Annotated in this window: 17 protein-coding genes, 1 pseudogene and 1 riboswitch; of the genes and pseudogenes, 12 read left to right on the top strand and 6 right to left on the bottom strand. The window is 63.5% G+C overall.

Translation table 11 applies throughout. The features are described 5' to 3' along the window. The first annotated feature begins 427 nt into the window (after nt 1-427). From kdpF to ACYP2A_RS02020, 6 genes are all read left to right on the top strand, one after another. Entirely contained in the window at nt 428-523 is a 96-nt protein-coding gene (gene kdpF / locus ACYP2A_RS02045) for a K(+)-transporting ATPase subunit F (RefSeq protein ID WP_459742292.1), read from the top strand. A gap of 2 nt (nt 524-525) precedes the next feature. Beyond that, nucleotides 526-2,220: a potassium-transporting ATPase subunit KdpA gene (kdpA, locus tag ACYP2A_RS02040; RefSeq protein WP_459742291.1), complete on the top strand. Its 1,695-nt coding sequence runs from the start codon at nt 526-528 to the stop codon at nt 2,218-2,220. Nucleotides 2,221-2,230: 10 nt separating this feature from the next. Beyond that, nucleotides 2,231-4,300: a potassium-transporting ATPase subunit KdpB gene (gene kdpB, locus ACYP2A_RS02035; RefSeq protein WP_459742290.1), complete on the top strand. Its 2,070-nt coding sequence runs from the start codon at nt 2,231-2,233 to the stop codon at nt 4,298-4,300. A 44-nt stretch (nt 4,301-4,344) separates the two neighbouring features. Continuing rightward, nucleotides 4,345-4,890, top strand: coding sequence for a potassium-transporting ATPase subunit KdpC (gene kdpC, locus ACYP2A_RS02030; RefSeq protein ID WP_459742289.1), 546 nt, complete (start codon nt 4,345-4,347; stop codon nt 4,888-4,890). Between the two features lie 19 nt (nt 4,891-4,909). Then, entirely contained in the window at nt 4,910-7,558 is a 2,649-nt protein-coding gene (locus ACYP2A_RS02025) for a DUF4118 domain-containing protein (RefSeq protein WP_459742288.1), read from the top strand. A gap of 91 nt (nt 7,559-7,649) precedes the next feature. Further along, complete coding sequence (locus ACYP2A_RS02020; protein ID WP_459742286.1) at nt 7,650-8,336, top strand: response regulator; 687 nt, start codon at nt 7,650-7,652, stop codon at nt 8,334-8,336. Nucleotides 8,337-8,364: 28 nt separating this feature from the next. Here the strand turns inward: ACYP2A_RS02020 and yghU are convergent, their stop codons facing one another. Next, nucleotides 8,365-9,204 carry a glutathione-dependent disulfide-bond oxidoreductase gene (gene yghU, locus ACYP2A_RS02015; protein ID WP_459742284.1) on the bottom strand — a complete coding sequence of 280 codons (840 nt, stop codon included), beginning with the start codon at nt 9,202-9,204 and terminating at the stop codon, nt 8,365-8,367. A gap of 261 nt (nt 9,205-9,465) precedes the next feature. On the opposite strand from yghU, the pseudogene ACYP2A_RS02010 reads away from it, so the two are divergent. The 6 genes and pseudogenes from ACYP2A_RS02010 to ACYP2A_RS01985 form a co-directional block, all read left to right on the top strand. Further along, a pseudogene (locus ACYP2A_RS02010) lies at nt 9,466-10,587 on the top strand (HAMP domain-containing protein); the annotation flags it as partial. Continuing rightward, nucleotides 10,579-11,442: a methyl-accepting chemotaxis protein gene (locus tag ACYP2A_RS02005; protein WP_459742299.1), complete on the top strand. Its 864-nt coding sequence runs from the start codon at nt 10,579-10,581 to the stop codon at nt 11,440-11,442. The pseudogene ACYP2A_RS02010 and the gene ACYP2A_RS02005, both read left to right, overlap by 9 nt. A gap of 192 nt (nt 11,443-11,634) precedes the next feature. Then, complete coding sequence (locus ACYP2A_RS02000; RefSeq protein WP_459742282.1) at nt 11,635-12,558, top strand: metal ABC transporter substrate-binding protein; 924 nt, start codon at nt 11,635-11,637, stop codon at nt 12,556-12,558. After that, on the top strand, nt 12,555-13,433 hold the full coding sequence (locus ACYP2A_RS01995; RefSeq protein WP_459742280.1) for a manganese/iron ABC transporter ATP-binding protein: 879 nt from the start codon (nt 12,555-12,557) through the stop codon (nt 13,431-13,433). Before ACYP2A_RS02000 ends, ACYP2A_RS01995 begins: the two co-directional genes overlap by 4 nt. Then, nucleotides 13,433-14,290: a metal ABC transporter permease gene (locus ACYP2A_RS01990; RefSeq protein ID WP_459742297.1), complete on the top strand. Its 858-nt coding sequence runs from the start codon at nt 13,433-13,435 to the stop codon at nt 14,288-14,290. The genes ACYP2A_RS01995 and ACYP2A_RS01990 overlap by 1 nt, the downstream gene beginning before the upstream one ends. After that, on the top strand, nt 14,287-15,126 hold the full coding sequence (locus ACYP2A_RS01985; RefSeq protein WP_459742279.1) for a metal ABC transporter permease: 840 nt from the start codon (nt 14,287-14,289) through the stop codon (nt 15,124-15,126). The genes ACYP2A_RS01990 and ACYP2A_RS01985 overlap by 4 nt, the downstream gene beginning before the upstream one ends. On the opposite strand, the gene ACYP2A_RS01980 is transcribed toward ACYP2A_RS01985, so the two are convergent. From ACYP2A_RS01980 to ACYP2A_RS01960, 5 genes are read right to left on the bottom strand one after another with little or no spacing between them, the layout of a single operon-like run. After that, a complete protein-coding gene (locus tag ACYP2A_RS01980) occupies nt 15,123-16,022 on the bottom strand; it encodes an AEC family transporter (RefSeq protein WP_459742277.1) in 900 nt (299 codons plus the stop codon). The genes ACYP2A_RS01985 and ACYP2A_RS01980 overlap by 4 nt on opposite strands. A gap of 53 nt (nt 16,023-16,075) precedes the next feature. After that, nucleotides 16,076-17,086, bottom strand: coding sequence for a FecCD family ABC transporter permease (locus ACYP2A_RS01975; RefSeq protein WP_459742296.1), 1,011 nt, complete (start codon nt 17,084-17,086; stop codon nt 16,076-16,078). Continuing rightward, nucleotides 17,086-18,051: an ABC transporter substrate-binding protein gene (locus tag ACYP2A_RS01970; protein ID WP_459742276.1), complete on the bottom strand. Its 966-nt coding sequence runs from the start codon at nt 18,049-18,051 to the stop codon at nt 17,086-17,088. Before ACYP2A_RS01970 ends, ACYP2A_RS01975 begins: the two co-directional genes overlap by 1 nt. Beyond that, on the bottom strand, nt 18,048-18,809 hold the full coding sequence (locus tag ACYP2A_RS01965) for an ABC transporter ATP-binding protein (RefSeq protein ID WP_459742274.1): 762 nt from the start codon (nt 18,807-18,809) through the stop codon (nt 18,048-18,050). Before ACYP2A_RS01965 ends, ACYP2A_RS01970 begins: the two co-directional genes overlap by 4 nt. After that, nucleotides 18,809-20,932, bottom strand: coding sequence for a TonB-dependent receptor (locus ACYP2A_RS01960; RefSeq protein WP_459742272.1), 2,124 nt, complete (start codon nt 20,930-20,932; stop codon nt 18,809-18,811). The genes ACYP2A_RS01965 and ACYP2A_RS01960 overlap by 1 nt, the downstream gene beginning before the upstream one ends. A 106-nt stretch (nt 20,933-21,038) precedes the next feature. Beyond that, a riboswitch (cobalamin riboswitch) is annotated at nt 21,039-21,246 on the bottom strand. Nucleotides 21,247-21,371: the final 125 nt, after the last annotated feature.

Below are 21,371 nucleotides of genomic sequence, written 5' to 3'. Positions count from 1 at the left end.
TTGAAGCCAGAAGCCATGAAAGACAGGTGCGCGCCTTGCTAAGCAAGGCGCGCAAGCTGGGGATAGAGGTTGTATTGGTGGCTTGAATTGATATTGCAGTGAGGCAGTAGTGATGAATTTTAAATTCAATAAAATCAATAAGTTATTTTATGTTTGATGAGAGCGCGCTCTTCCGGAATGCCGGACCACCGCGACCGAGTGCGCTAGCGCTCGCAAAATCCCGAAAACGCTGAAAATTTACGACTGCAAACGCAGCCGGTCGCGGGGCAGAGCGCGCTCCTACCAAGGTCGCGTACAGATTACTGATTTTTTTACACTTTCTTTATGCCCCGGCCGCCCTCACGCCCTCGTTCCTTTACGCCCATCTTGCTGACAATCCCTGACACACGGCGGTCGCCGTACTGATCTGATCAGCTAGGGGATTTCAATGAGCATGCTGGATGGGGTGTCACTGTTGCTCGGTATCGGGCTGTTCATGTATCTGTTGGTTGCGCTGTTGCGCGCCGATCACCAACAGGAGTGAGCATGAACATTCATGACTTTCTGCTGATAGGCGCCTTCGCGCTGTTGTTGCTGGGCGCCGCGCCGCTGCTGGGGCGTTTCTGGTATCGGGTGATGGAGGGCGAGCGCACCTGGCTGACGCCGCTGCTGGGGCCGGTCGAGCGCGGGTGCTACCGCCTGAGCGGTGTCGATCCGCAGGCCGGGCAAAGCTGGAAAACCTACGCCGTGGCGCTGTTGGCGTTCAACCTGGCGGGCTTCGTGCTGCTGTTTGCCTTGTTGATGCTGCAAGGCGTGTTGCCGCTTAACCCGCAGCAATTGCCGGGGCTGGAGTGGACACTGGCGTTCAACACCGCCGTCAGTTTCGTTACCAACACCAACTGGCAGGCCTACAGCGGTGAAGCCTCGCTGAGTTACCTGAGCCAGATGCTCGGCCTGACCGTGCAGAACTTCGTCAGCGCCGCCACCGGCATCGCCGTGCTGGCGGTGTTGTGCCGGGGCATTGCCCGGCGTTCGACCATGCAACTGGGCAACTTCTGGGTCGATCTGACCCGCGCCACGCTCTATGGCTTGCTGCCGGTGTGCATCGTGCTGGCGCTGTTGCTGGTCTGGCAGGGCGTGCCGCAGAATTTTGCCCACTACGTCGATGCGCTGACCCTGCAAGGCGACCCGCAAAGCCTGCCGATGGGCCCGGCGGCCAGCCAGATTGCGATCAAGCAACTGGGCACCAACGGCGGCGGCTTCTTCGGCGTCAACTCGGCGCACCCGTTCGAAAACCCCACGGCGCTGAGCAACCTGCTGGAGCTGGTGGCGATCCTGCTGATTCCGGCCGCGCTGGTGTTCAGTTTTGGCCACTACGTCAAGGACCTGCGCCAGAGCCGGGCGATTCTGGGCTGCATGCTGTTGCTGCTGAGCCTCGGCGCCGGGTTGGCGCTGTGGTCCGAGTACGCGCCGAATCCGACGCTGGCCATGGCCGGTGTCGAACAGGCAGCATCGCTGGAAGGCAAGGAAGCGCGCTTCGGCGTCACCGGCACCACGTTGTGGGCGGTGGCGACCACGGCGGCCTCCAACGGCTCGGTGAATGGCATGCACGACAGCCTCAACCCGCTGACCGGCATGGTCGCGCTGGTCAACATGATGGTCGGCGAGGTGATCTTCGGCGGCGTGGGCGTGGGCCTCAATGGCATGCTGCTTAACGTGCTGATCGCGGTGTTTCTCGCAGGCTTGATGATTGGCCGCACCCCGGAATACCTGGGCAAGAAACTCCAGGCCCGCGAGGTCAAGCTGCTGGTGGCGACCTTGCTGGTGATGCCGCTGGGGGTGCTGGTGCTCGGCGCCATCGCCGCCAGCCTGCCGGGCCCGGTGGCCTCGGTCAGCAACCCCGGCGCGCATGGCTTCAGCCAGTTGCTGTACGCCTACACCTCGGCCACCGCCAACAACGGCTCGGCCTTCGGTGGTTTTGCCGCCAACACACCGTTTCATAACCTGATGCTGAGTCTTGCCATGTTGCTCGGGCGCTTCGGCTACATCCTGCCGGTGCTGGCCCTGGCCGGAAGTCTCGCGAGCAAGCACGCCGCCCCGCAAGGCAGCGACAGCTTCCCGACCCACGGCCCGCTGTTTGTCGCCTTGTTGACCGTGACCATCGTGCTGGTGGGCGGCCTGACCTTTTTGCCAACCCTGGCCCTGGGGCCGATTGCCGATCATCTGAGCCTGGGTTTTTAAGGAGCCGATCATGAACATGCCCGTAACCGATACACCCTCGCAGGCAGGCTCTGACGCCACACCTGCGCAGGCTTCGACGCGCTTTTCAGCGCTGTGGCGCCCGGCGCTGCTCCAGGCGTTCATCAAACTCGACCCACGGCAACTGGTGCGTTCGCCGGTCATGCTGGTAGTCGAACTGACCGCCATTCTGACCACCGTGCTGTGCGTCATTCCCGACCCGCGCGTGCCGACCGGCATCGCCGTGCAGATCGCGCTGTGGCTGTGGTTTACCGTGCTGTTCGCCAACTTTGCCGAGGCGCTGGCCGAAGGCCGTGGCAAGGCCCGCGCCGACAGCCTCAAGGCCGGCAGCGAAGGCCTGAAAGCGCGCCTGCGTGAGGCCGATGGCACGTTTCGCGTGGTCGAGGCCGCAACCTTGCGCAAGGGCGACGTAGTGCGCGTCGAGGCCGGAGAAATGATCCCCGGCGACGGTGAAGTGATTGCCGGCATCGCCGCAGTCAACGAGGCGGCGATTACCGGTGAGTCGGCGCCGGTGATCCGCGAGTCCGGCGGTGATCGTTCGGCGGTCACCGGCAACACGCGGCTGGTGTCCGACTGGCTGCTGGTGCGCATCGGCAGCAACCCCGGCGAGTCGACCCTGGACCGCATGATCGCGCTGGTCGAAGGTGCCAAGCGGCAGAAAACCCCCAACGAGGTGGCGCTGGACATTCTGCTGATCGGCCTGACCCTGATCTTCTTGCTGGTGGTCATCACCTTGCAGCCGTTTGCCCGTTTTGCCGGTGGCAGCCTGCCGCTGGTGTTTCTGGTGGCGCTGCTGGTGACGCTGATTCCGACCACCATCGGCGGGCTGCTGTCGGCCATCGGCATTGCCGGCATGGACCGCCTGGTACGCCTGAATGTGATTGCCCGCTCGGGCCGCGCGGTAGAAGCGGCGGGGGACGTGCATGTGCTGCTGCTCGACAAGACCGGCACCATCACCTTCGGCAACCGCCGCTGCGCCGGCCTTTATGCTGCGCCCGGCATCAGCGCGCAGCAGTTGAGCGAGGGCGCCTTGCTGGCCTCGTTGACCGACGACACCGCCGAAGGCAAGTCGATTGTCGAGTACCTGCGCAACCTGCATCCGTTTCAAGAGCCTGCGTTAAGCGAGGTAACCGGCGTGCCGTTCAGCGCCGAGACGCGCCTGTCGGGTGTCGATTATCAGGGGCGGGTGTACCGCAAGGGCGCGGTGGATTCGTTGCTGGCGTTTATCGGACTGAGCCGCGAATACCTGCCCGCGCCGCTGCAGCGCGAAATCGAACGCATCGCCAAATCCGGCGGCACCCCGCTGCTGGTGTGTGGCGAGGGCCGGCTGCTGGGCGCGATCCAGCTCAAGGACGTGGTCAAGCCCGGCATTCGCGAGCGTTTTGAAGAACTGCGCAAACTGGGCATCCGCACGGTGATGGTCACCGGCGACAACCCGCTGACGGCGGCGGCGATTGCCGCTGAAGCCGGGGTCGACGATGTGCTGGCCGAAGCGACGCCAGAGAAAAAGCTGGAGCGCATCCGCTTCGAGCAAGGCCAGGGCCGCCTGGTCGCGATGTGCGGCGATGGCGCCAACGACGCCCCGGCGCTGGCCCAGGCCGATGTCGGCGTGGCCATGAACGACGGCACCCAGGCCGCCCGCGAAGCGGCCAACATGGTCGACCTGGACAGCGACCCGACCAAGCTGCTGGACGTGGTGCAGGTCGGCAAGGAATTGCTGGTGACCCGCGGCGCGCTGACGACGTTCTCCATCGCTAACGACGTGGCCAAATACTTCGCCGTTTTGCCGGCGCTGTTCGCCTCGATCCACCCGCAACTCGGCGCCTTGAACCTGATGAAACTGGCCAGCCCGCAAAGCGCGATTGTCTCGGCAATCGTGTTCAACGCGCTGATTATCGTCGTGCTGATTCCGCTGGCCCTGCGCGGCGTCAAGGTCCAGGCCGCCAGCGCCGCGCACCTGCTGCGCCGCAATTTGCTGATCTACGGCGTCGGCGGGCTGGTGGTGCCGTTTGTGGGGATCAAGGCGATTGACCTGATTCTGGTTGGCCTGGGCCTGGTGTAAGGCCCGTATAAACGATGTACCCGTATGACCCAGAGGATTGACTGATGTTTTCTACCCTACGTCCGGCCCTGACCCTGCTGACGCTGTTGACCCTGATCACCGGTGTGGCCTATCCGCTGGCGGTCACCGGTGTGGCGCAACTGGCCTTTAACGATCAGGCCAATGGCAGCCTGATCCGTGATGCCGACGGCCAGGTGCGCGGCTCGCAACTGATCGCCCAGCCGTTGAACGGCGAGCAGTGGTTTCAGCCACGTCCTTCGGCGGCGGCCTATGCCACGGTGGCCAGTGGCGCGAGCAACCTGGCGCCCGGCAACCCGGCGCTGGCGCAGCGCGTTGGCGAAGACGCCGCGCGCCTGGCGCAGGCGGGGCAGGGCGATGTGCCGCTGGCGCTGCTGACCACGTCCGGTAGCGGCCTTGACCCGCACTTGCCGCCGCAGGCCGCCGAGTGGCAGGCTGCACGCGTGGCGCTTGCCCGCAAAGTGCCGGTCGAGCAGGTCAGGGTGTTGATTGCCGCGCACACCGAACGCCCGTTGTTCGGGCCGCCGGTGGTCAATGTGCTGGCCTTGAATCGCAGCCTCAACACCCTATAACGCCAAGAGAGCCCCCAACGTGAGTAACCCAGGCCTTGCCGATGCCCTCCTGGCCCAACTGCCCCGCGCAGGCCGGGGCCGCTTGAAAGTCTTTCTCGGCGCCGCCCCCGGTGTCGGCAAGACCTACGCCATGCTGCAAGCCGCGCACAGCCAGTTGCGCCAGGGCGTCAACGTGCTGGCCGGGGTGGTGCAGACCCACGGCCGGGCTGAAACCGAAGCGCTGCTGGCCGGTGTGCCGCAGCTGCCGATGCGCCGCTCGCAATACCGCGACATGACCCTGGAAGAAATGGACCTCGACGGTCTGTTGCAGGCTGCACCGGCGCTGGCGCTGGTCGACGAGCTGGCGCACAGCAACGCCCCCGGCAGCCGTCACGCCAAGCGCTGGCAGGACGTTCAGGAACTGCTGGCGGCCGGCATCGACGTCTACACCACGGTCAACGTCCAGCACCTGGAAAGTCTCAACGACCAGATTCGTGGCATCACCGGCGTGCAGGTGCGTGAAACCCTGCCCGACTGGGTGTTGCAGGAAGCCTTCGAGCTGGTGCTGATCGACCTGCCGCCGCGCGAGCTGCTGGAGCGCCTGCGCGACGGCAAGGTTTATGTGCCGGAGCAGGCGCGCGCGGCCATCGATGCCTTTTTCAGCCAGACCAACCTCAGCGCACTGCGTGAGCTGGCCATGCAGACCGCCGCCGCCCAGGTCGACAACGATCTGGCACAAGGCTACCGGCAACGCGGCCAGACCGCGCCGGCTTTGCGTGGGCGTTTGCTGGTCGGCGTCGACGGCGATGCACAGGCCGAGCAACTGGTGCGCCATGCCAGCCGCGTCGCCCAGCGGCGGCATCTGCCCTGGAGCCTGGTGCACGTCGATGCAGGTTCACCGCTCGACGAGCAGGGTCGCAGTTACCTGCAAAGCGCGCAGCAACTGGCCGAGCGCCTGGGCGGCGAGGTGGTCAGCCTGCGCGCCGGCGAGGTGGCGCGCACCTTGCTGCAACATGCCAAACAACGCCGTGCCAGCGTGGTGATGGTCGGTCAGTCGCGGCAGCGCTGGCGGCGCCGGCTGTTTGGCGCCGGTGTGGCCGGGCGTTTGCTGCGCGAGGCGCACGGGCTGGAAATCAGCGTGCTGGACAACGACACCGTGCCGCAGCCGCCACACCGTACGTTGCGTTATCCGGCAAAACGCTTCGACTATGTGCTGGCGGTGCTGGCCACCGCGATTGCCAGTGGTGTGGCCTGGGGTATTACCGGGCTGCTGGAGCTGCCCAATATCTCGCTGATCTTTCTCATGGCCGTGCTGTTGGTGGCGGTGCGCAGCAGCATGGGCCCGGCGCTGGTGTGTGCGGCGCTGTCGTTCCTGGCCTACGACTTCTTGTTTATCGCGCCCAGTTTCTCGCTGAGCATTCAGCGCGAAGAAGACGTGCTGACCCTGGTGTTCTTCCTGCTGATGGCGGCCCTGACCGGCCAGCTTGCCAGCCGCCAGCGCCGGCAGTTCAACGCCTTGCGCGGCACGCAAGAAGAAACCAGCGCCTTGCTCGACCTGTCGCGCAAGCTGACCGCCGCCACCGACCGGCAAGCGGTACTGCGCGCCGCCGAACAGCATTTGAGCGGCTGGCCCGGCCTGCAGTTGTGCCTGCTGGGCCGTGACGCCGAGGCCGGTTGGGTGGTGGAAACCGGCGGCCCGCTGACCTTCAGCGAAGCCGAACGGGTAGCGGCCGACTGGGCCTGGCAACACGACCAGCCGGCCGGGCATGGCACCGGCACCTTGCCGTCCGGGCGCTGGTGGTGGTGGCCAGTGTCGGCCGAAGACGGGCCGCTGGCCTTGTTGGGCGTGTGCCCGCAAGAGGGTCACGCTTTCAGCGCGCAACAACGGCGCTTGCTCAGCGCCCTGAGCCAGCCGCTGGCCCAGGCGCTGGCCCGCGCGCAACTGGCTCAGGACCTGGAAGCGGCGCGTTTGCAGGGTGAAACCGAGCAACTGCGCAGCGCCTTGCTGGCCTCGGTGTCCCACGATTTGCGCACGCCCCTGACCGCCATGCGCGGCAGTATCGACAGCCTGCTGGCACTCGGCGAGGCCATTCCGTTGGCCGACCGGCATGAACTGCTCGAAGGCACCCGTGACGAAGCTGAACGCCTGGACCGTTATATCCAGAACCTGCTGGACATGACCCGCCTGGGCCATGGCTCGCTGAAACTGGCCCGCGACTGGGTCGCGCCGGCCGATATCGTCGGCAGCGCCCTGAACCGCCTGCGTGCGGTCCTCGCGCCATTGCAGGTGCGCGTGCAAGTGGCTGAGCCGTTGCCGCTGCTGTACGTGCACGCGGCGCTGATCGAGCAGGCGCTGGTAAATGTGCTGGAAAACGCGGCGCGCTTTTCGCCCGCTGGCGGGCTGCTGGAGGTCACTGCCGCTGTGCATGACGGTGATCTGTGCTTTGCCGTCAGCGATCAGGGGCCGGGCATCCCGGAGGCCGAGCGCAGCAAGATTTTCGACATGTTCTACACCGCCGCCCGTGGCGATCGTGGCGGGCAGGGCACAGGGCTGGGGCTAGCGATCTGTCAGGGCATGGTCGGCGCGCATGGCGGGCGCGTCAGCGTGACCGAGGGCCGTGACGCAAAAGGCACCTGCATGACCCTGCACCTGCCGTTGCCAACCCAGCCACCGCTGGAAATCGAATGATGGCTTGTAGGACCGACTTTAGTCGGGAACCGCAGCGACACCGTTCCCGACTAAAGTCGGTCCTACTATGCAAACAAGGCGCAGAACAATCATGAGCCAGACCTCGACCATTCTGGTCATCGACGACGAACCACAGATCCGCAAATTCCTGCGCATCAGCCTCGCGTCGCAAGGCTACAAGGTGCTGGAAGCGGCCGACGGCGCCGAAGGCCTGAACCAGGCGGCGCTGAATCGCCCGGACCTGATCGTGCTCGACCTCGGCCTGCCGGACATGGACGGCCAGCAAGTGCTGCGCGACCTGCGCGAATGGTTGCGCGTGCCGGTGATGGTGCTGTCGGTGCGCGCCAGCGAAGCACAGAAAGTCCAGGCACTGGACGCCGGCGCCAACGACTACGTGACCAAACCGTTCGGCATTCAGGAGTTTCTGGCGCGGGTTCGTGCGCTACTGCGCCAGGCGCCCGAAGGCCAGCAAGCGCAAGCGGCGCTGCAACTAGGCCCGCTGAGCATCGACCTCGCCGCTCGCCGGGTGCAGCTCGACGGCACCGACGTGGCCCTGACCCGCAAGGAATACGCGGTACTGGCGCAACTGGCGAGCTACCCGGGGCGGGTCATCACCCAGCAGCACCTGCTGCGCGAAATATGGGGGCCGACCCATACCCACGACAGCCACTATTTGCGCATCGTTATCGGCCATCTACGGCAGAAACTGGCCGATGACCCGACGGCGCCGAGGTTTATTGTCACCGAGGCGGGGGTCGGGTATCGGTTGGGGGCTTAGGGCAGCCCCCCGATGCACATAGGGTGGATCAATCCAGATCCGCCGCCTCATGCCGTTCCGCAACCCGGCTGTCTTCATCGCCCCAGGTGCGGTTCACCCGCTGGCCGCGCTGAACGGCCGGGCGCTTGGCGATTTCTTGTGCCCAGCGCTGCACGTGGGTGTACTCGTGCACCGAGAGGAATTCGCCCGCCGAGTACAGGTTGCCGAGCACCAGTTGCCCGTACCACGGCCAGACGGCGATATCGGCGATGGTGTAGCTGCCGCCCGCCAGGTAGGTGTTCTGGGCCAGACGCCGGTCGAGCACGTCCAGTTGCCGCTTGGCTTCCATGGCGAAGCGGTTGATCGGGTATTCCATTTTCTCGGGCGCATAGGCATAGAAGTGCCCGAAACCACCGCCCAGATAAGGCGCCGAGCCCATTTGCCAGAACAGCCAGTTCAGGGTTTCGGCGCGGCCGGCCGGGTCTTTGGGGATCAAGTCACCGAACTTTTCAGCCAGGTACAGCAGGATCGAACCGGACTCGAACAGGCGGATCGGCGGTTCGACGCTGCGGTCGAGCAGGGCGGGGATTTTCGAGTTGGGGTTGATCTCGACGAAACCGCTGGAGAACTGTTCACCCTCACCGATGCGGATCAGCCAGGCATCGTATTCGGCGCCCGTGTGCCCCAGCGCCAGCAGCTCTTCGAGCAGGATGGTGACCTTCACACCATTGGGGGTGGCCAGCGAGTGCAATTGCAGCGGGTGTTTGCCGACCGGCAGGGTCTTGTCGTGGGTGGGGCCGGCCACGGGGCGGTTGATGCTGGCGAAGTTGCCGCCGGACGGGGCCTCGTGGGTCCATACCTTGGGCGGAACGTAAGCAGGTTGGGTCATGCCGGAAAATCTCCTGGATTTCGCTGCGCTGATCAAGAAGCACAGCGGGACTGTAATTCAAATGTTCAGGGTCAAAATCAGGCCGTATGTCGGTCTGGACAGTCGCACATCATGGCCTATCAAGACGCTGTGATGCACCTCCTTGTACTCAAAAGAACATGGCCGATTGACATGTATTTTTATCGTGCATAGTCTGTATACAAATTGAATGCATATAAATGCATCTCTGCACCACGACCTCATCTGCCACAACAATAATCAATGATCGGGGAGGGAGCCGCCATGTTCGGGCCGGTGTTGTATCTGATGAACCGTGCACGCTATGTGCAGAAGTTCAGCATCATCTTTGTGGTGTTCATGGTGCCGTTCGCCTGGCTGTCGTTCGAACGGCTCAGTGCCTTGAATGCAGAGCTGGCCAGCACCCGCGCGCAATTGCAGGGCGTTGCGGCGCTTGAGCGGTTCATGCCGGTGTACCGGTTGTCGCTGGAGCTGTCGGGCATCAAGCTCACGGTCAAGGCGGCAAAGAGCCCGGAGCTGACCCAGGCGCTCAGCGACAAACAGCAGGCGCTGGATCAGGCCCGGCAAACACTGAATGCCTGGCTGGAACAGGCGCACCTGCCACAGGTGACCCAAGAGCCTGCGCGCGGTATTGCCCAGGCCGATAAATCGGTCGGCTCGCTGTACAACGAGGTGCTGGCCGAGCAAGAGCATTACCCGGCCGCGATGAAGCGTATCGCCTGGCAAACCTTTCTGAGCCTGGACCGCGAGGCCGGGGTCAACAGCGCCATCGACCGGTTTTTCAGCACTGCCTTGCTGCTGTATCAGGTGATTGGCCAGAGCCGCGCCTATGCCGGGCACATCGCCGCCTATGGCTATCTCGAAACCGTCTCGCGCCCCGGTGTCATGAGCCAGCTGGCCAGCCTCGAGGGGTTTACCCGGCTAACCGATCAGCCACTGATGGTTGAAGCGGCGTCGCGTGCGGCGCAGGTGTACAAGACCGAGACACTGGATAAATACGGGCAGAGCAGTCAGTTCGATGAGGAGTCGACCGGCTTGTGGTTGCAACGCATGCAAGCGTTCGACCCGATGCTACAAACCCTCGACAGCGCCACCGGGCAATTGCTGGCCGGCGTTTCCAGCCGCTTGCACGAGCGCGTGGAACACAATCAGCAGCGTCTGGTGACCTGGCTGGCGGTGCTGTTGTGGGTGGTGGCGGTCATCGTTTATCTGTTTGCCGGGTTTTACCTGTCGGTGCGCGCCAGTATTGGCAGCATCACTGAGGCTACGTGCCGGTTTGCCGAGGGCGACCTTGGCCACCGCATCGGTGCGCAATCGCGTGACGAACTCGGCGGCCTGGCGACGGCGTTCGAGAGCATGCGCGAACGTATTCGTGAGCTGATCGGCGAGGTGGCGCGCTTTTCGGCCGCCACCGAAGGCAAGGCGCTCAATGTCAGCGAAGCGGCCACGCGCTCCCGGCAAGGCGTTGTGCAGCAGTCGGCGGAGCTTGAGCTGATCACCACGTCGATGACCGAACTGGTCGGCAGCGTGCACGAAATCAGCCGCAGTTCGCATCTGACCTCCGATTTTGCCGCGCTGGCCAGCGACAAATGCCGGGATGGCGGCACGCAGATCGACCGCGTGGTGCAGGGCATCGACCTGTTATTCGCCGAGATGCAGCGGTCTATCTCGGCCATTGGCGCGGTGGAGCGTGAAAGCCTGGAGATCACCCGTGCGGTGAGCATGATCCGCAGTGTGTCGGAGCAGACCAACCTGTTGGCACTGAATGCCGCCATTGAGGCAGCGCGTGCTGGGGAGCAGGGCAGGGGCTTTGCGGTGGTGGCCGACGAAGTGCGCAGTCTGGCCACCCATTCCCAAGGCCTGACCGGCGAGATTCACGCGACCATCGAGCGTTTGCGTCAGGAAGTCGATAACGCCGTGCAGCGTATGCAGGCGACGCACACCAGCGCCGGTGAGGTGATGCGTGAAGTGCGCCTGGCCGCTGGCGCTTTCGAGGAAATCACTCGCGGCATGGGCGAAATCGTTCAGCACAATGTGCAGATCGCCACCGCCGCCGAGCAGCAGACCAGCGTGGTCGAAAGTGTCGAGCGCAATACCCGGCAAATTCGCACACTCAGCGCCTCGACGGCCGATTCTGCGGGGCACATGGTCACGGCCAGCAACGAAGTCGCTGAATCCTCGCGCGAGCTGAATCGGCTGGTGGGCGCGTTCAGGATGTAGCCCGCCATCCTCAGCACCTTGGCGGTGCTATACCTTCCCTCGACGCATCATGGCAAAGCCTTCTTGCTGGATGCGTCAGAAGAAATCATAATGAAAATCAATCCCATCCAGGTTGCCGGCTTTTGCAGGTCATTGATTTGTCTTGGCATCGCGGCGTAAGGGTTTCGTTCTATCCGCCAAGAGGTGCTGAAGATGCTGAATCGCGACAAGGGATGGACACGTCTGGCCGCCGCTGCGGTATTGGCAGTGCTGGCGTTGATCGTGACGGTTCCGGCGCAGGCCCAGGAAAAATTCAAGGTGGTCACCACCTTTACCGTGATCGCCGACATGGCGCGCAATGTCGCAGGCGATGCCGCCACGGTGGAGTCGATCACCAAGCCCGGCGCCGAAATCCATAACTATTCCCCCACCCCCGGCGACCTGCGCCGTGCCCAGGGCGCGCAACTGATTTTGTGGAACGGCCTGAATCTGGAGCTGTGGTTCGAGAAGTTCTTCCAGAACCTCAAGAACGTGCCCAGTGTGGTGGTCTCCAACGGCATCGAGCCGATGAGTATCGGCGAGGGGCCTTACACCGGCAAGCCCAACCCGCATGCCTGGATGTCGTCGGCCAATGCGCTGATCTACGTCGATAACATTCGCGATGCGTTCATTCAGTACGACCCGGCCAATAGCGAAACCTACCGCCGCAATGCCGAGGCCTACAAGGCCAGCATCCAGGCCGCGATCACGCCGCTGCGTGCGCAACTGCAACAGATCGCCCCCGACAAGCGCTGGCTGGTCACCAGTGAAGGGGCGTTTTCCTACCTGGCCCGCGACCTTGAGCTTAAAGAGCTGTACCTGTGGCCGATCAACGCCGACCAGCAAGGCACGCCGCAACAGGTGCGCAAAGTGATCGACGCGGTGCGCGAAAACAGGATCGCCACGGTGTTCAGCGAAAGCACGGTGTCGGATAAACCGGCCCGACAGGTTGCTCGCGAGACCGGCGCGCATTACGGTGGTGTTCTCTTCGTCGACTCGCTCAGCGAGCCCGATGGCCCTGTGCCCACCTATATCGACCTGCTGCGTGTCACCACCGAAACCCTGACCAAAGGGTTGCAGGCTGGACAGACTCCATGACGGATTCCACCGCGTTCACCCAGACTCAGAATGGCATCGATGTCACTGATGTCACCGTGACCTACCGCAATGGCCACACCGCCCTGCGCGATGCCAGCTTTCACATTCCGGCCGGCACCATCACCGCACTGGTCGGCGTCAATGGCGCCGGCAAATCCACGCTGTTCAAGGCCTTGATGGGCTTTGTCGGCCTGGCCAAGGGCGATATCCGCGTGCTAGGCATGTCGGTGCGCGAGGTGCTCAAACGCAACCTGGTGGCCTATGTGCCGCAGGCCGAAGAGGTCGACTGGAGCTTTCCGGTGCTGGTCGAAGATGTGGTGATGATGGGCCGTTATGGCCATATGGGCATGTTGCGTATTGCCCGCAAGGACGACCGCACCGCCGTGGCCGCTGCGCTGGCGCGGGTGGGCATGACCGAACTGGCCAGGCGACAGATCGGCGAGTTGTCCGGCGGTCAGAAAAAACGCGTCTTTCTCGCCCGTGCGCTGGCCCAGGATGGCCGGGTGATCCTGCTGGATGAGCCGTTCACCGGTGTCGATGTCAATACCGAAGACCAGATCATTACCTTGCTGCGTGAGCTGCGCGACGAAGGCCGGGTGATGCTGGTGTCGACCCATAACCTGGGCTCGGTGCCGGAATTCTGCGACCGCACCGTGCTGGTGAAAAACACCGTGCTGGCTTACGGGCTGACCGAAGAGGTGTTTACCCAGGGTAATCTGGAGCAGGCCTTCGGCGGCGTCTTGCGGCACTTCATGATCAACCACGCGATTGGCGATGAGAGCCAGCGGGTCGGCATCTTCACCGACGACGAGCGCCCGCTGGTGATCCGCGACGGCATTGCCTCGCGACGTGGCGACGGAGCGTCCCAACCGTGATGGCCGGCCTGCTCGATCCTTTCACTTACGAATACATGCGCAACGCCATGTGGGTTTCGGCCCTGGTCGGCGGCGTGTGTGCCTTTCTGTCGTGCTACCTGATGCTGCGTGGCTGGTCGCTGATCGGCGATGCGCTGTCGCATTCCATCGTGCCCGGTGTGGCCGGTGCCTACATGCTCGGCCTGCCGTTCTCGATCGGGGCGTTTTTCTCCGGCGGGCTGGCGGCGGCGTGCATGCTGTTTCTGAACCAGCGCAGCAAGCTCAAGGAGGATGTGATCATCGGCCTGATTTTCACATCGTTCTTTGGCCTGGGGCTGTTCATGGTCTCGCTGTCGCCGACCTCGGTGAACATTCAGACCATCGTGCAAGGCAACATTCTGGCGATCAGCCCCACCGACACCTTGCAACTGGTGGTCATCGGCGTGGTGTCGCTGCTGATCCTGCTCGCCAAATGGAAGGACTTGATGGTGACTTTCTTCGATGAAAGCCATGCCCGCTCGATTGGCCTGAACCCGACGCTGCTCAAGGGGATTTTCTTCACCTTGCTGTCGGCCTGCACGGTTGCGGCCTTGCAGACCGTGGGCGCCTTTCTGGTGATCTGCATGGTGATTACCCCAGGCGCCACCGCTTACCTGCTGACCGATCGCTTCGAGCGGCTGCTGATCATCGCGGTCAGCATTGGCGCGCTGACCAGCTTCAGCGGCGCCTACCTCAGCTACTTTCTCGACGGCGCCACCGGCGGCATCATCGTCGTGTTGCAAACGCTGATCTTTTTGACCGCCTTCTTTCTGGCGCCCAAGCACGGCATGCTCGCCTCGCGCCGACGCGGCAAGGCCGCTCTGGATGTGACGCCATGAGCCTGTTTGAAACGTTGCTTGGCCCGTTCCAGTTCGACTTCATGGTCAATGCCATGATCGTTGCGGTGCTGGTGTCGTTGCCGATGGCGCTGCTCTCGTGTTTTCTGGTGCTGCGCGGCTGGGCGCTAATGGGCGATGCGGTGTCGCATGCGGTGTTTCCCGGCGTGGTGATTGCCTACATCATCAACATTCCCTACGCCATCGGCGCCTTCGTGGCCGGTATGTGCTGCGCCATTGCCTCGGGCTTTCTCAAGGACAACAGCCGCATCAAGCAGGACACGGTGATGGGCGTGGTCTACTCGGGCATGTTCGGCCTGGGGCTGGTGCTGTACGTGAAGATCGAATCCAGCGTGCACCTCGACCATATTCTGTTCGGCGACATTCTGGGTGTGGGCCTTGAGGACATTCTGGGCTCGGCGGCGATTGCCGCGCTGACCCTGCTGGTCATTGGCATCAAGTGGAAAGACCTGCTGCTGCACGCCTTCGACCCCGCGCACGCCTGGGCGGTCGGGCTGCGGGTCAAGCTGTTGCACTATGGGTTGCTCAGCCTGATTTCGCTGACCATCGTCGGTGCCTTGAAGGCGGCGGGGATCATCCTGGCCATCTCGCTGCTGATTGCCCCCGGCGCCATTGCGCTGCTGTTGACCCGCACCTTCAAGGCTATGTTGCTGATGGCCATGGCAATCAGCGTGGCGGCGGCGTTTCTCGGCGTATACCTGTCATTTTTTATTGATAGTGCGCCGGCGCCGACCATCGTGATGCTCTACACGATCCTGTTTATCGGTGCGTTCATTCGCACCACAGTGCAACAATCGCGCAGTGCCAAAGCGGTTTAGCCGATCAGGGCCACCGCCAGCGGCACCGAGACCAGCGCCATCAGGGTGCTGGCCATCACCGCCATGGCGGCCTTTTCCGGGTGTACACCGAGGTTGTTGGCAATCAGCACGGTGTTGCTGGCCATCGGCGTCGACAGCATCAGCGCCACCACCGCCAGCGTGGTGGCCGGCAGGTCGAGCAGAAAGTAGCAGACCAGACCGCCGAACAGCGGATAGGCCACGTGTTTCCAGCCCAGTGCAAAGGCGATGAACTTCCAGTCGATTTCCAGGCGGCGAAAGCTCGACAGGGTGATGCCGATTGCCATCATCCCCAGCACGCTGTAGGCACCCTTGAAGGTGTCCAGCCCGCTGATCAGGATCGGGCTGATGGTCACGCCAAAAGTCTTGAGGCCCATGGCCGCCACCGCCGCATACAGAATCGGCAGACGCGCGATGCGCAGCAGGCACTCACGCGCGGTCATCACCCCACGGGCGACGATGAAATACCCCACGGTGAACTCGTACAGCGCACAGCCAATGATGATGAAAATACCGATGGCGACCTGCGGCGGGGCAAACAGGGCAAAGATGATCGGCAGGGCGAAATAACCGGTGTTGCCAGTGCCGCCGGCAAAGCCCAGCAGGTTGGCGCGGGCGTCCTTCCAGAATAGCCGGGCACTGAGCAAGGCCAGAACGCCGGCGCTGGAGGCCACCAGATAAGTGACCAGCGAATAGCTCAGGTACGACCAGTCGGCGGGCGACAGGTAAATGGCCTGGAAAATCGCCACCGATGAAATCACATAGATCAGCAGCGTGGCCAGGTCCTGGGCCTTGATCTGCAACACGCGACCCGCCACGTAACCGAGACCGGCAATGCCGATCTGAAACATGACGCGGGTGAGAATCTCGAACTCCATGGGTGTTTCCATTCCTGTTGTCGGGCTAGGCGGCGGACACTGTGCCGCCTCCATCACCGCTTGCGCAACAACAGCACGAAAAACACCCCGCCCAGCGCCGCCGTGGCAATCCCGATCGGCAGGTCTTGTGGCGCAATCAGCGTGCGTGCCGCGACATCGACCCAGACCAGAAACAGCGCACCCAACAGGGCGCTGACCGGAATCAGCCGACGGTGCTCGGCACCCACCAGATAGCGGGCGATGTGCGGCAGCATCAGCCCGACAAAGCCAATCGCCCCGGACAACGACACCAGCACGCCGGTCAGCAGCGAGGTGCAGATAAACACCTGCCAGCGCACCCTACGGGTATCGAAGCCCAGGCTCACGGCGGTCTGTTCGCCACTCATCAAGGCATTCAGCGGGCGGGCGAGGGTGTGCAGGGCAACGCCACCGGCGAGCACGCACACGGCGGGCAGGCCGAGCATGTCCCAGCGCGCCAGGCCCAGGCCGCCGAGCATCCAGAACATCACCGAACCCGCCGCATGCGGGTCGCCGATGTACAGCAGCAGGTTGGCCACGGCCATCAGCACGAACGACACCGCGACGCCGGCCAGCAACAGCCGATCACTTTCCAGCCGACCCTGGCGGCTGGCCAGGCTCAACACCAGCAACATGCTGCCCAACGCGCCGATGAACGCCGCCAATGGCAGGCTCAAGGTACCGGCAAAATGCCCCAGGTACATCACCACCAACACCGCGCCCAAGGCCGCGCCGGAACTGACGCCCAGCAAGTGCGGGTCGGCCAGCGGGTTGCGGGTCACTGCCTGCAAGGCCGTGCCGACCATCGCCAGCCCGGCACCGACCAGCGCCCCGAGCAACACACGCGGGGCACGGATCAGCCAGACGATCTGCTCCTGGCCCTGGCTCCATGAGCCGCTGACGGCAAAGCCCAGTTGCTTGAGGACGATGCCGCCCACGTGTGCCGGTGACAGGCGCGCGGGGCCGAAACCCAGCGCCAGCCCGCACGACAGCACCAGCAACGCCAGCAGCACACCAATCAACAGCCGATAGCGGGTGACACCGATCACCGGCTCGCCTCGGCAAACGCTTGCGGGTGCAGCGCACGGGCGAGGATTTCCAGCGCCTGGGCGTTATGCAACGAAGGCGTGGCCTGGATATAACTCAGCACCGCAAAGCGTTTATTGCGGATGGCCTCGACGCTTTGCAGGGCCGGATGCTGGAGCAGAAAGTCGCGCTTGGCCTGCCACGAGGTCGGGCCGTAGTCGACGATGACGATGACCTGCGGATTGCGCTCGACCACGCTTTCCCAGTTGACCGTGATCCAGCTGCCCGTTACATCGTCCATCACGTTATGCCCGCCAGCCGTATGGATCAGCGCCTGCGGCATACCCAGCCGACCAGAGGTCATCGGCCGGTCTTCGCCACTGTCATAGAGAAATACCCGCGGGCGCACCCGGTCATCGCCCAGTGCCGTCTGCACCTGTTGCACCCGCTGCCGGGTCTGTTCGATCAGCGCCTGAGCGCGGGTTTCGACCGAGAAGATCCGTCCCAGGTTGGCAAGGTCGTTGTACAGGTCGCTGAAGCTGGCTTCACGCCGAGTCATGACGAACGAGCACGACTCGCTCAACTCGTACACCGCAATACCGAAAGGCGCCAGGGTCTGCGGAGTCACCGGGCCACCGACGCGCATGCCATAGTTCCAGCCGGCGAAGTACAAATCGGCGCCGACATCCAGCAGGTTCTCGACCGATGGATGACGCGGCGCAATCTCCGCCAGGCCATCCAGTTTCGCCCGCAACTCGGGCTCGATGGTTTTCCAGCCGCTGATGCCGGTGAAGCCTGCCATGCGCTCACGCAGGCCCAGCGCCAGCAGCATGTCGGTCATGTTCAGGTCGTGGCTGACCACATGGTGCGGTGCCTTGCTGAACGTCACCTCACGCTCGCAACTGCGCACCGTCAGCGGGTAGTCGCTGGCCTGGGCAACACTGCCGCCCGCCAGCATGACGAATAAAGCAAGGGATCGGATCATCGGGTTATCCAGGTAATACGCGGATGAGGGGCCAGCGGATGGGTGTCGACCAGCGCTTCGACGCCGAATACCTCCCGCAACAACGGCGCGGTCAGTACCTCGGTAGGTGTGCCGTTGGCGACCAGTCGGCCGTTTTGCAGCACATACAACCGGTCGCAGAACGCGGCTGCCAGGTTCAGGTCATGAAAGCTGGCCAGCGTCGCCAGCTTGAGGCGCCGCAACAGTTGCAGCAGTTCCAGTTGATAACGCGGGTCGAGGTGGTTGGTCGGCTCGTCGAGAATCAGCAGCTCGGGTTGCTGCACCAGCGCCCTGGCCAGCAACACGCGCTGCTTTTCACCGCCCGACAGGCTGGCGAACAGACGCTCGCCTTGCGCATGCAAACCGGTGCGGTGCAGCGCCTCGCTGACCAGGGTCTGGTCGGCGGCATTTTCACCGTCGAACAGACCTTTATGCGGCGCGCGGCCCAGGTTCACCACATCGAGCACCCGCAGGCCAAAGTCTTGAGGAAACTCTTGTTGCACCACGGCAATGCGTTGGGCGCTCCAGCGCGCTGACTGTTGCCACAGATCCTGGCCATCCAGCCGCACGTGACCGGCACTCGGCTGGCTGAAGCGCCAGGCGCAGTGCAACAGGCTGGTCTTGCCGCTGCCGTTGGGGCCGATCAGGCCGACGAACTCATTGTGGTCGACCCGCAAGTCGATACCCGCCAGCCGAAACTGGCGGGCCGAGCCCCATTCAAGCCCCTCGAGGGTCAGCATCAGAAGGTGTAGTCGGCAGTGACGAACAGCGAGCGCGGCTGGCCCATCAGCCATTGCTGCGCGGTGTTCTGCGCGGCCACGGCATAACGCCGGTCGAACAGGTTATACAGTTGCAGGCCCAGGCTGACATCGGGCAGCACCTGCCAGTCAACGTTGGCATCGACCACCGTATAGCTCGGCACCTGCGCGGTATTGGCGGTGTTGGCATAGCGCGCATCGACATAACGCAGGCCGACACCGGCATCGATTTGCTCGGTAACGGCCTTGTTCAGCCACAGGTTGCCGGTGCGTCGCGGCACATCGCTGGGGCGATTGCCGGCCCGCGAGATCACCTGGCCGTTGACCACTTCATTGAAGTCATCGTATTCGGCACGCACCACCGAGGCGTTGGCGGCGACCTGCCAGCCATGCCCCAGTTGCAGGTCCAGGCTGGCTTCCAGGCCATCGGAAGACTGCTGGCCAATCTGTTGGCTCAGACGGGTGACCGGGTCGAGGGTCAGCACCTTTTTCTTGACGATGTGATAGGCCGCCAGGGTCCACTCGCCACGGCCGTCCCAGAACTGCTGCTTCAAGCCGAACTCGGTCTGTTTGGCTTCGGTCAGGTCCATCTGCTGCTGGGTCGGGTTGAGGGTGATCAGGTTGCTGACCCCGTCTTCGCTGGTCGAATACTGGCCATACAGCGACAGTTGATCGGTGACCGCGAACACCAGGCCGGCGCGCCAGTTGCCGCCGCTCAGGCTGCGGTCGCTGCGGGTGCCGGCGCGTTGGTCACTGCGATCCAGGTGGTTCTGGTCACGGCGAATACCGGTCACCAGCGACCAGCGCTCGGACAGTTGCAGGCGGTTTTCCGCGAACAGGGCAAACGTGCGGGTCTCGGTATTGGCCAGCGGCAGGTACGGCGACTGGCTCTGGAAATACGCCGGCGCCGGTTGCCACGGGTCGACGAAGTCGTCGGCGACATCGGTGTACGGCGAGTTATTGGCGAGTTTGAAACGGATCTTGTTGTACTCGGTGCCGACCACCGTGCGGCTGTCCAAACCAAACAACGCATGCTGGAAGGTAAAGGTCTGGCGGTCGCCGATCTGCTCCTGATCGTGCTTGATCTCGATCGCGTCGCCGCGCAGCAGATGGCTGTTCACAGGGTTCCAGGTATAGGCCTCGGCATTGCGCCAGTGGCGGCGGCTGGTGATCCAGTACAACTGGTTGCTGGCACTGACGGCATCGTTGATCTGCCAGTCGGTATTGAGCCGGGTCCATTCGTCGTTGTAACGCTGCACGGCGTTGCGCACGTTGTAGTTCTCGTCGCGCAGGCTGTCGCGGTAGCGGCTATCGATCAGCGGTGTGCCGAAATACGCCGCCGGCTCGCTGTCGCCGCGCTCATGGGCGAAGGTAAAGCTCAAGGCGTCGCTGGCCTGCCAGCGCAGGGCGGCGCTGATGGCATGGCTGCGTGAATCGCCATGATCGACCCAGCCGTTGCTTTGCTGCTGGTCGAGGGTCAGGCGATAACTCAGGCTGTCACTCAGCGAGCCACCGCTGTCCAGCGCGGTCTGCTGGCGGTCGTACGAGCCGTAGCCGACGCGCAGGCGATTGCGAATCGGGCCTTCGAACGGTTTTTTTGGCACCACATTGATCGTCGCGCCGGTAGCACCTTCGCCGTACAGCACCGAGGCGGGACCATTGAGCACATCGATGTGATCGACCATCCAGGTGTCGACCGGAAAGGTCTGCGTGCCCATCCCGGTGTACAGCCGCGAGCCGTCGAACAAGGTCATCACCGAGGCATGGCCGGTAAAGCCTCGCGCCGACAATGCAGTATTGCCATTGCCGGGTGCGGCAAGGCTGGAGATGCCCGGTGCGCGGCTGACCGCTTCCTGCACGCTCTGGTTAGTGCGCTGTTCGATGGTCTTGCTGTCGATGCGGCTGACGCTGGCCGGGGTCTGCAAGGACGTCAGTGCCAGCCGGGAGCCGGTGGCCTGTGGCGTGTTCAGGGTCGTGGGAGCTTGTTCGGCGACCTCGTTGACGCTGGTGGCCGGCAGGGTCAGGGCCGATTCTGCGCTCAGGGCGGCGGCAGAAAAGCTCAATAGAGGAAACAGGCTCAGGTGCAAAGGGGAGAAACGGGACATGCTATTCCAACTCGATCAGGAAAGAATGAACCCGGAGGGAATAACGCATAGGGAATCGCACGCACAGGCGCACGAATACCGGCCTGCGCCCGCCCACCGCAGGGATTGCCTAACAAGGCTTCAGGCCGGTCTCCGGGCTTGCGAGGATCATGAACCCTTCACCTTCCCATGCCTGAAAGCACAGTGGTGTGTCGAAGGGTTCGCTCGCTTACCGTTGCGGGGGCAGCGCCGGACTAGTCACTGGAGGTGATGCACCGGCTTCCCGTTTCACCTCATGCACGGCGGCATGGGGCACCTGAAACTGGGGCGGCATATGACCACCGATCAGGGGCTGCGTCAATACGTGGTCGGTCTGGTACAAAAACCGATTGCGCGGACTTGCAGGACCGGCCGGGCGGCGACCGTAGGACCGACTTTAGTCGGGAATGGCACAACACCG

The organism is Pseudomonas sp. 3A(2025) (genome assembly GCF_054589175.1).
Note: the sequence above shows the minus strand (reverse complement) of the source record. Positions and strands in the feature narration are given on the sequence as shown.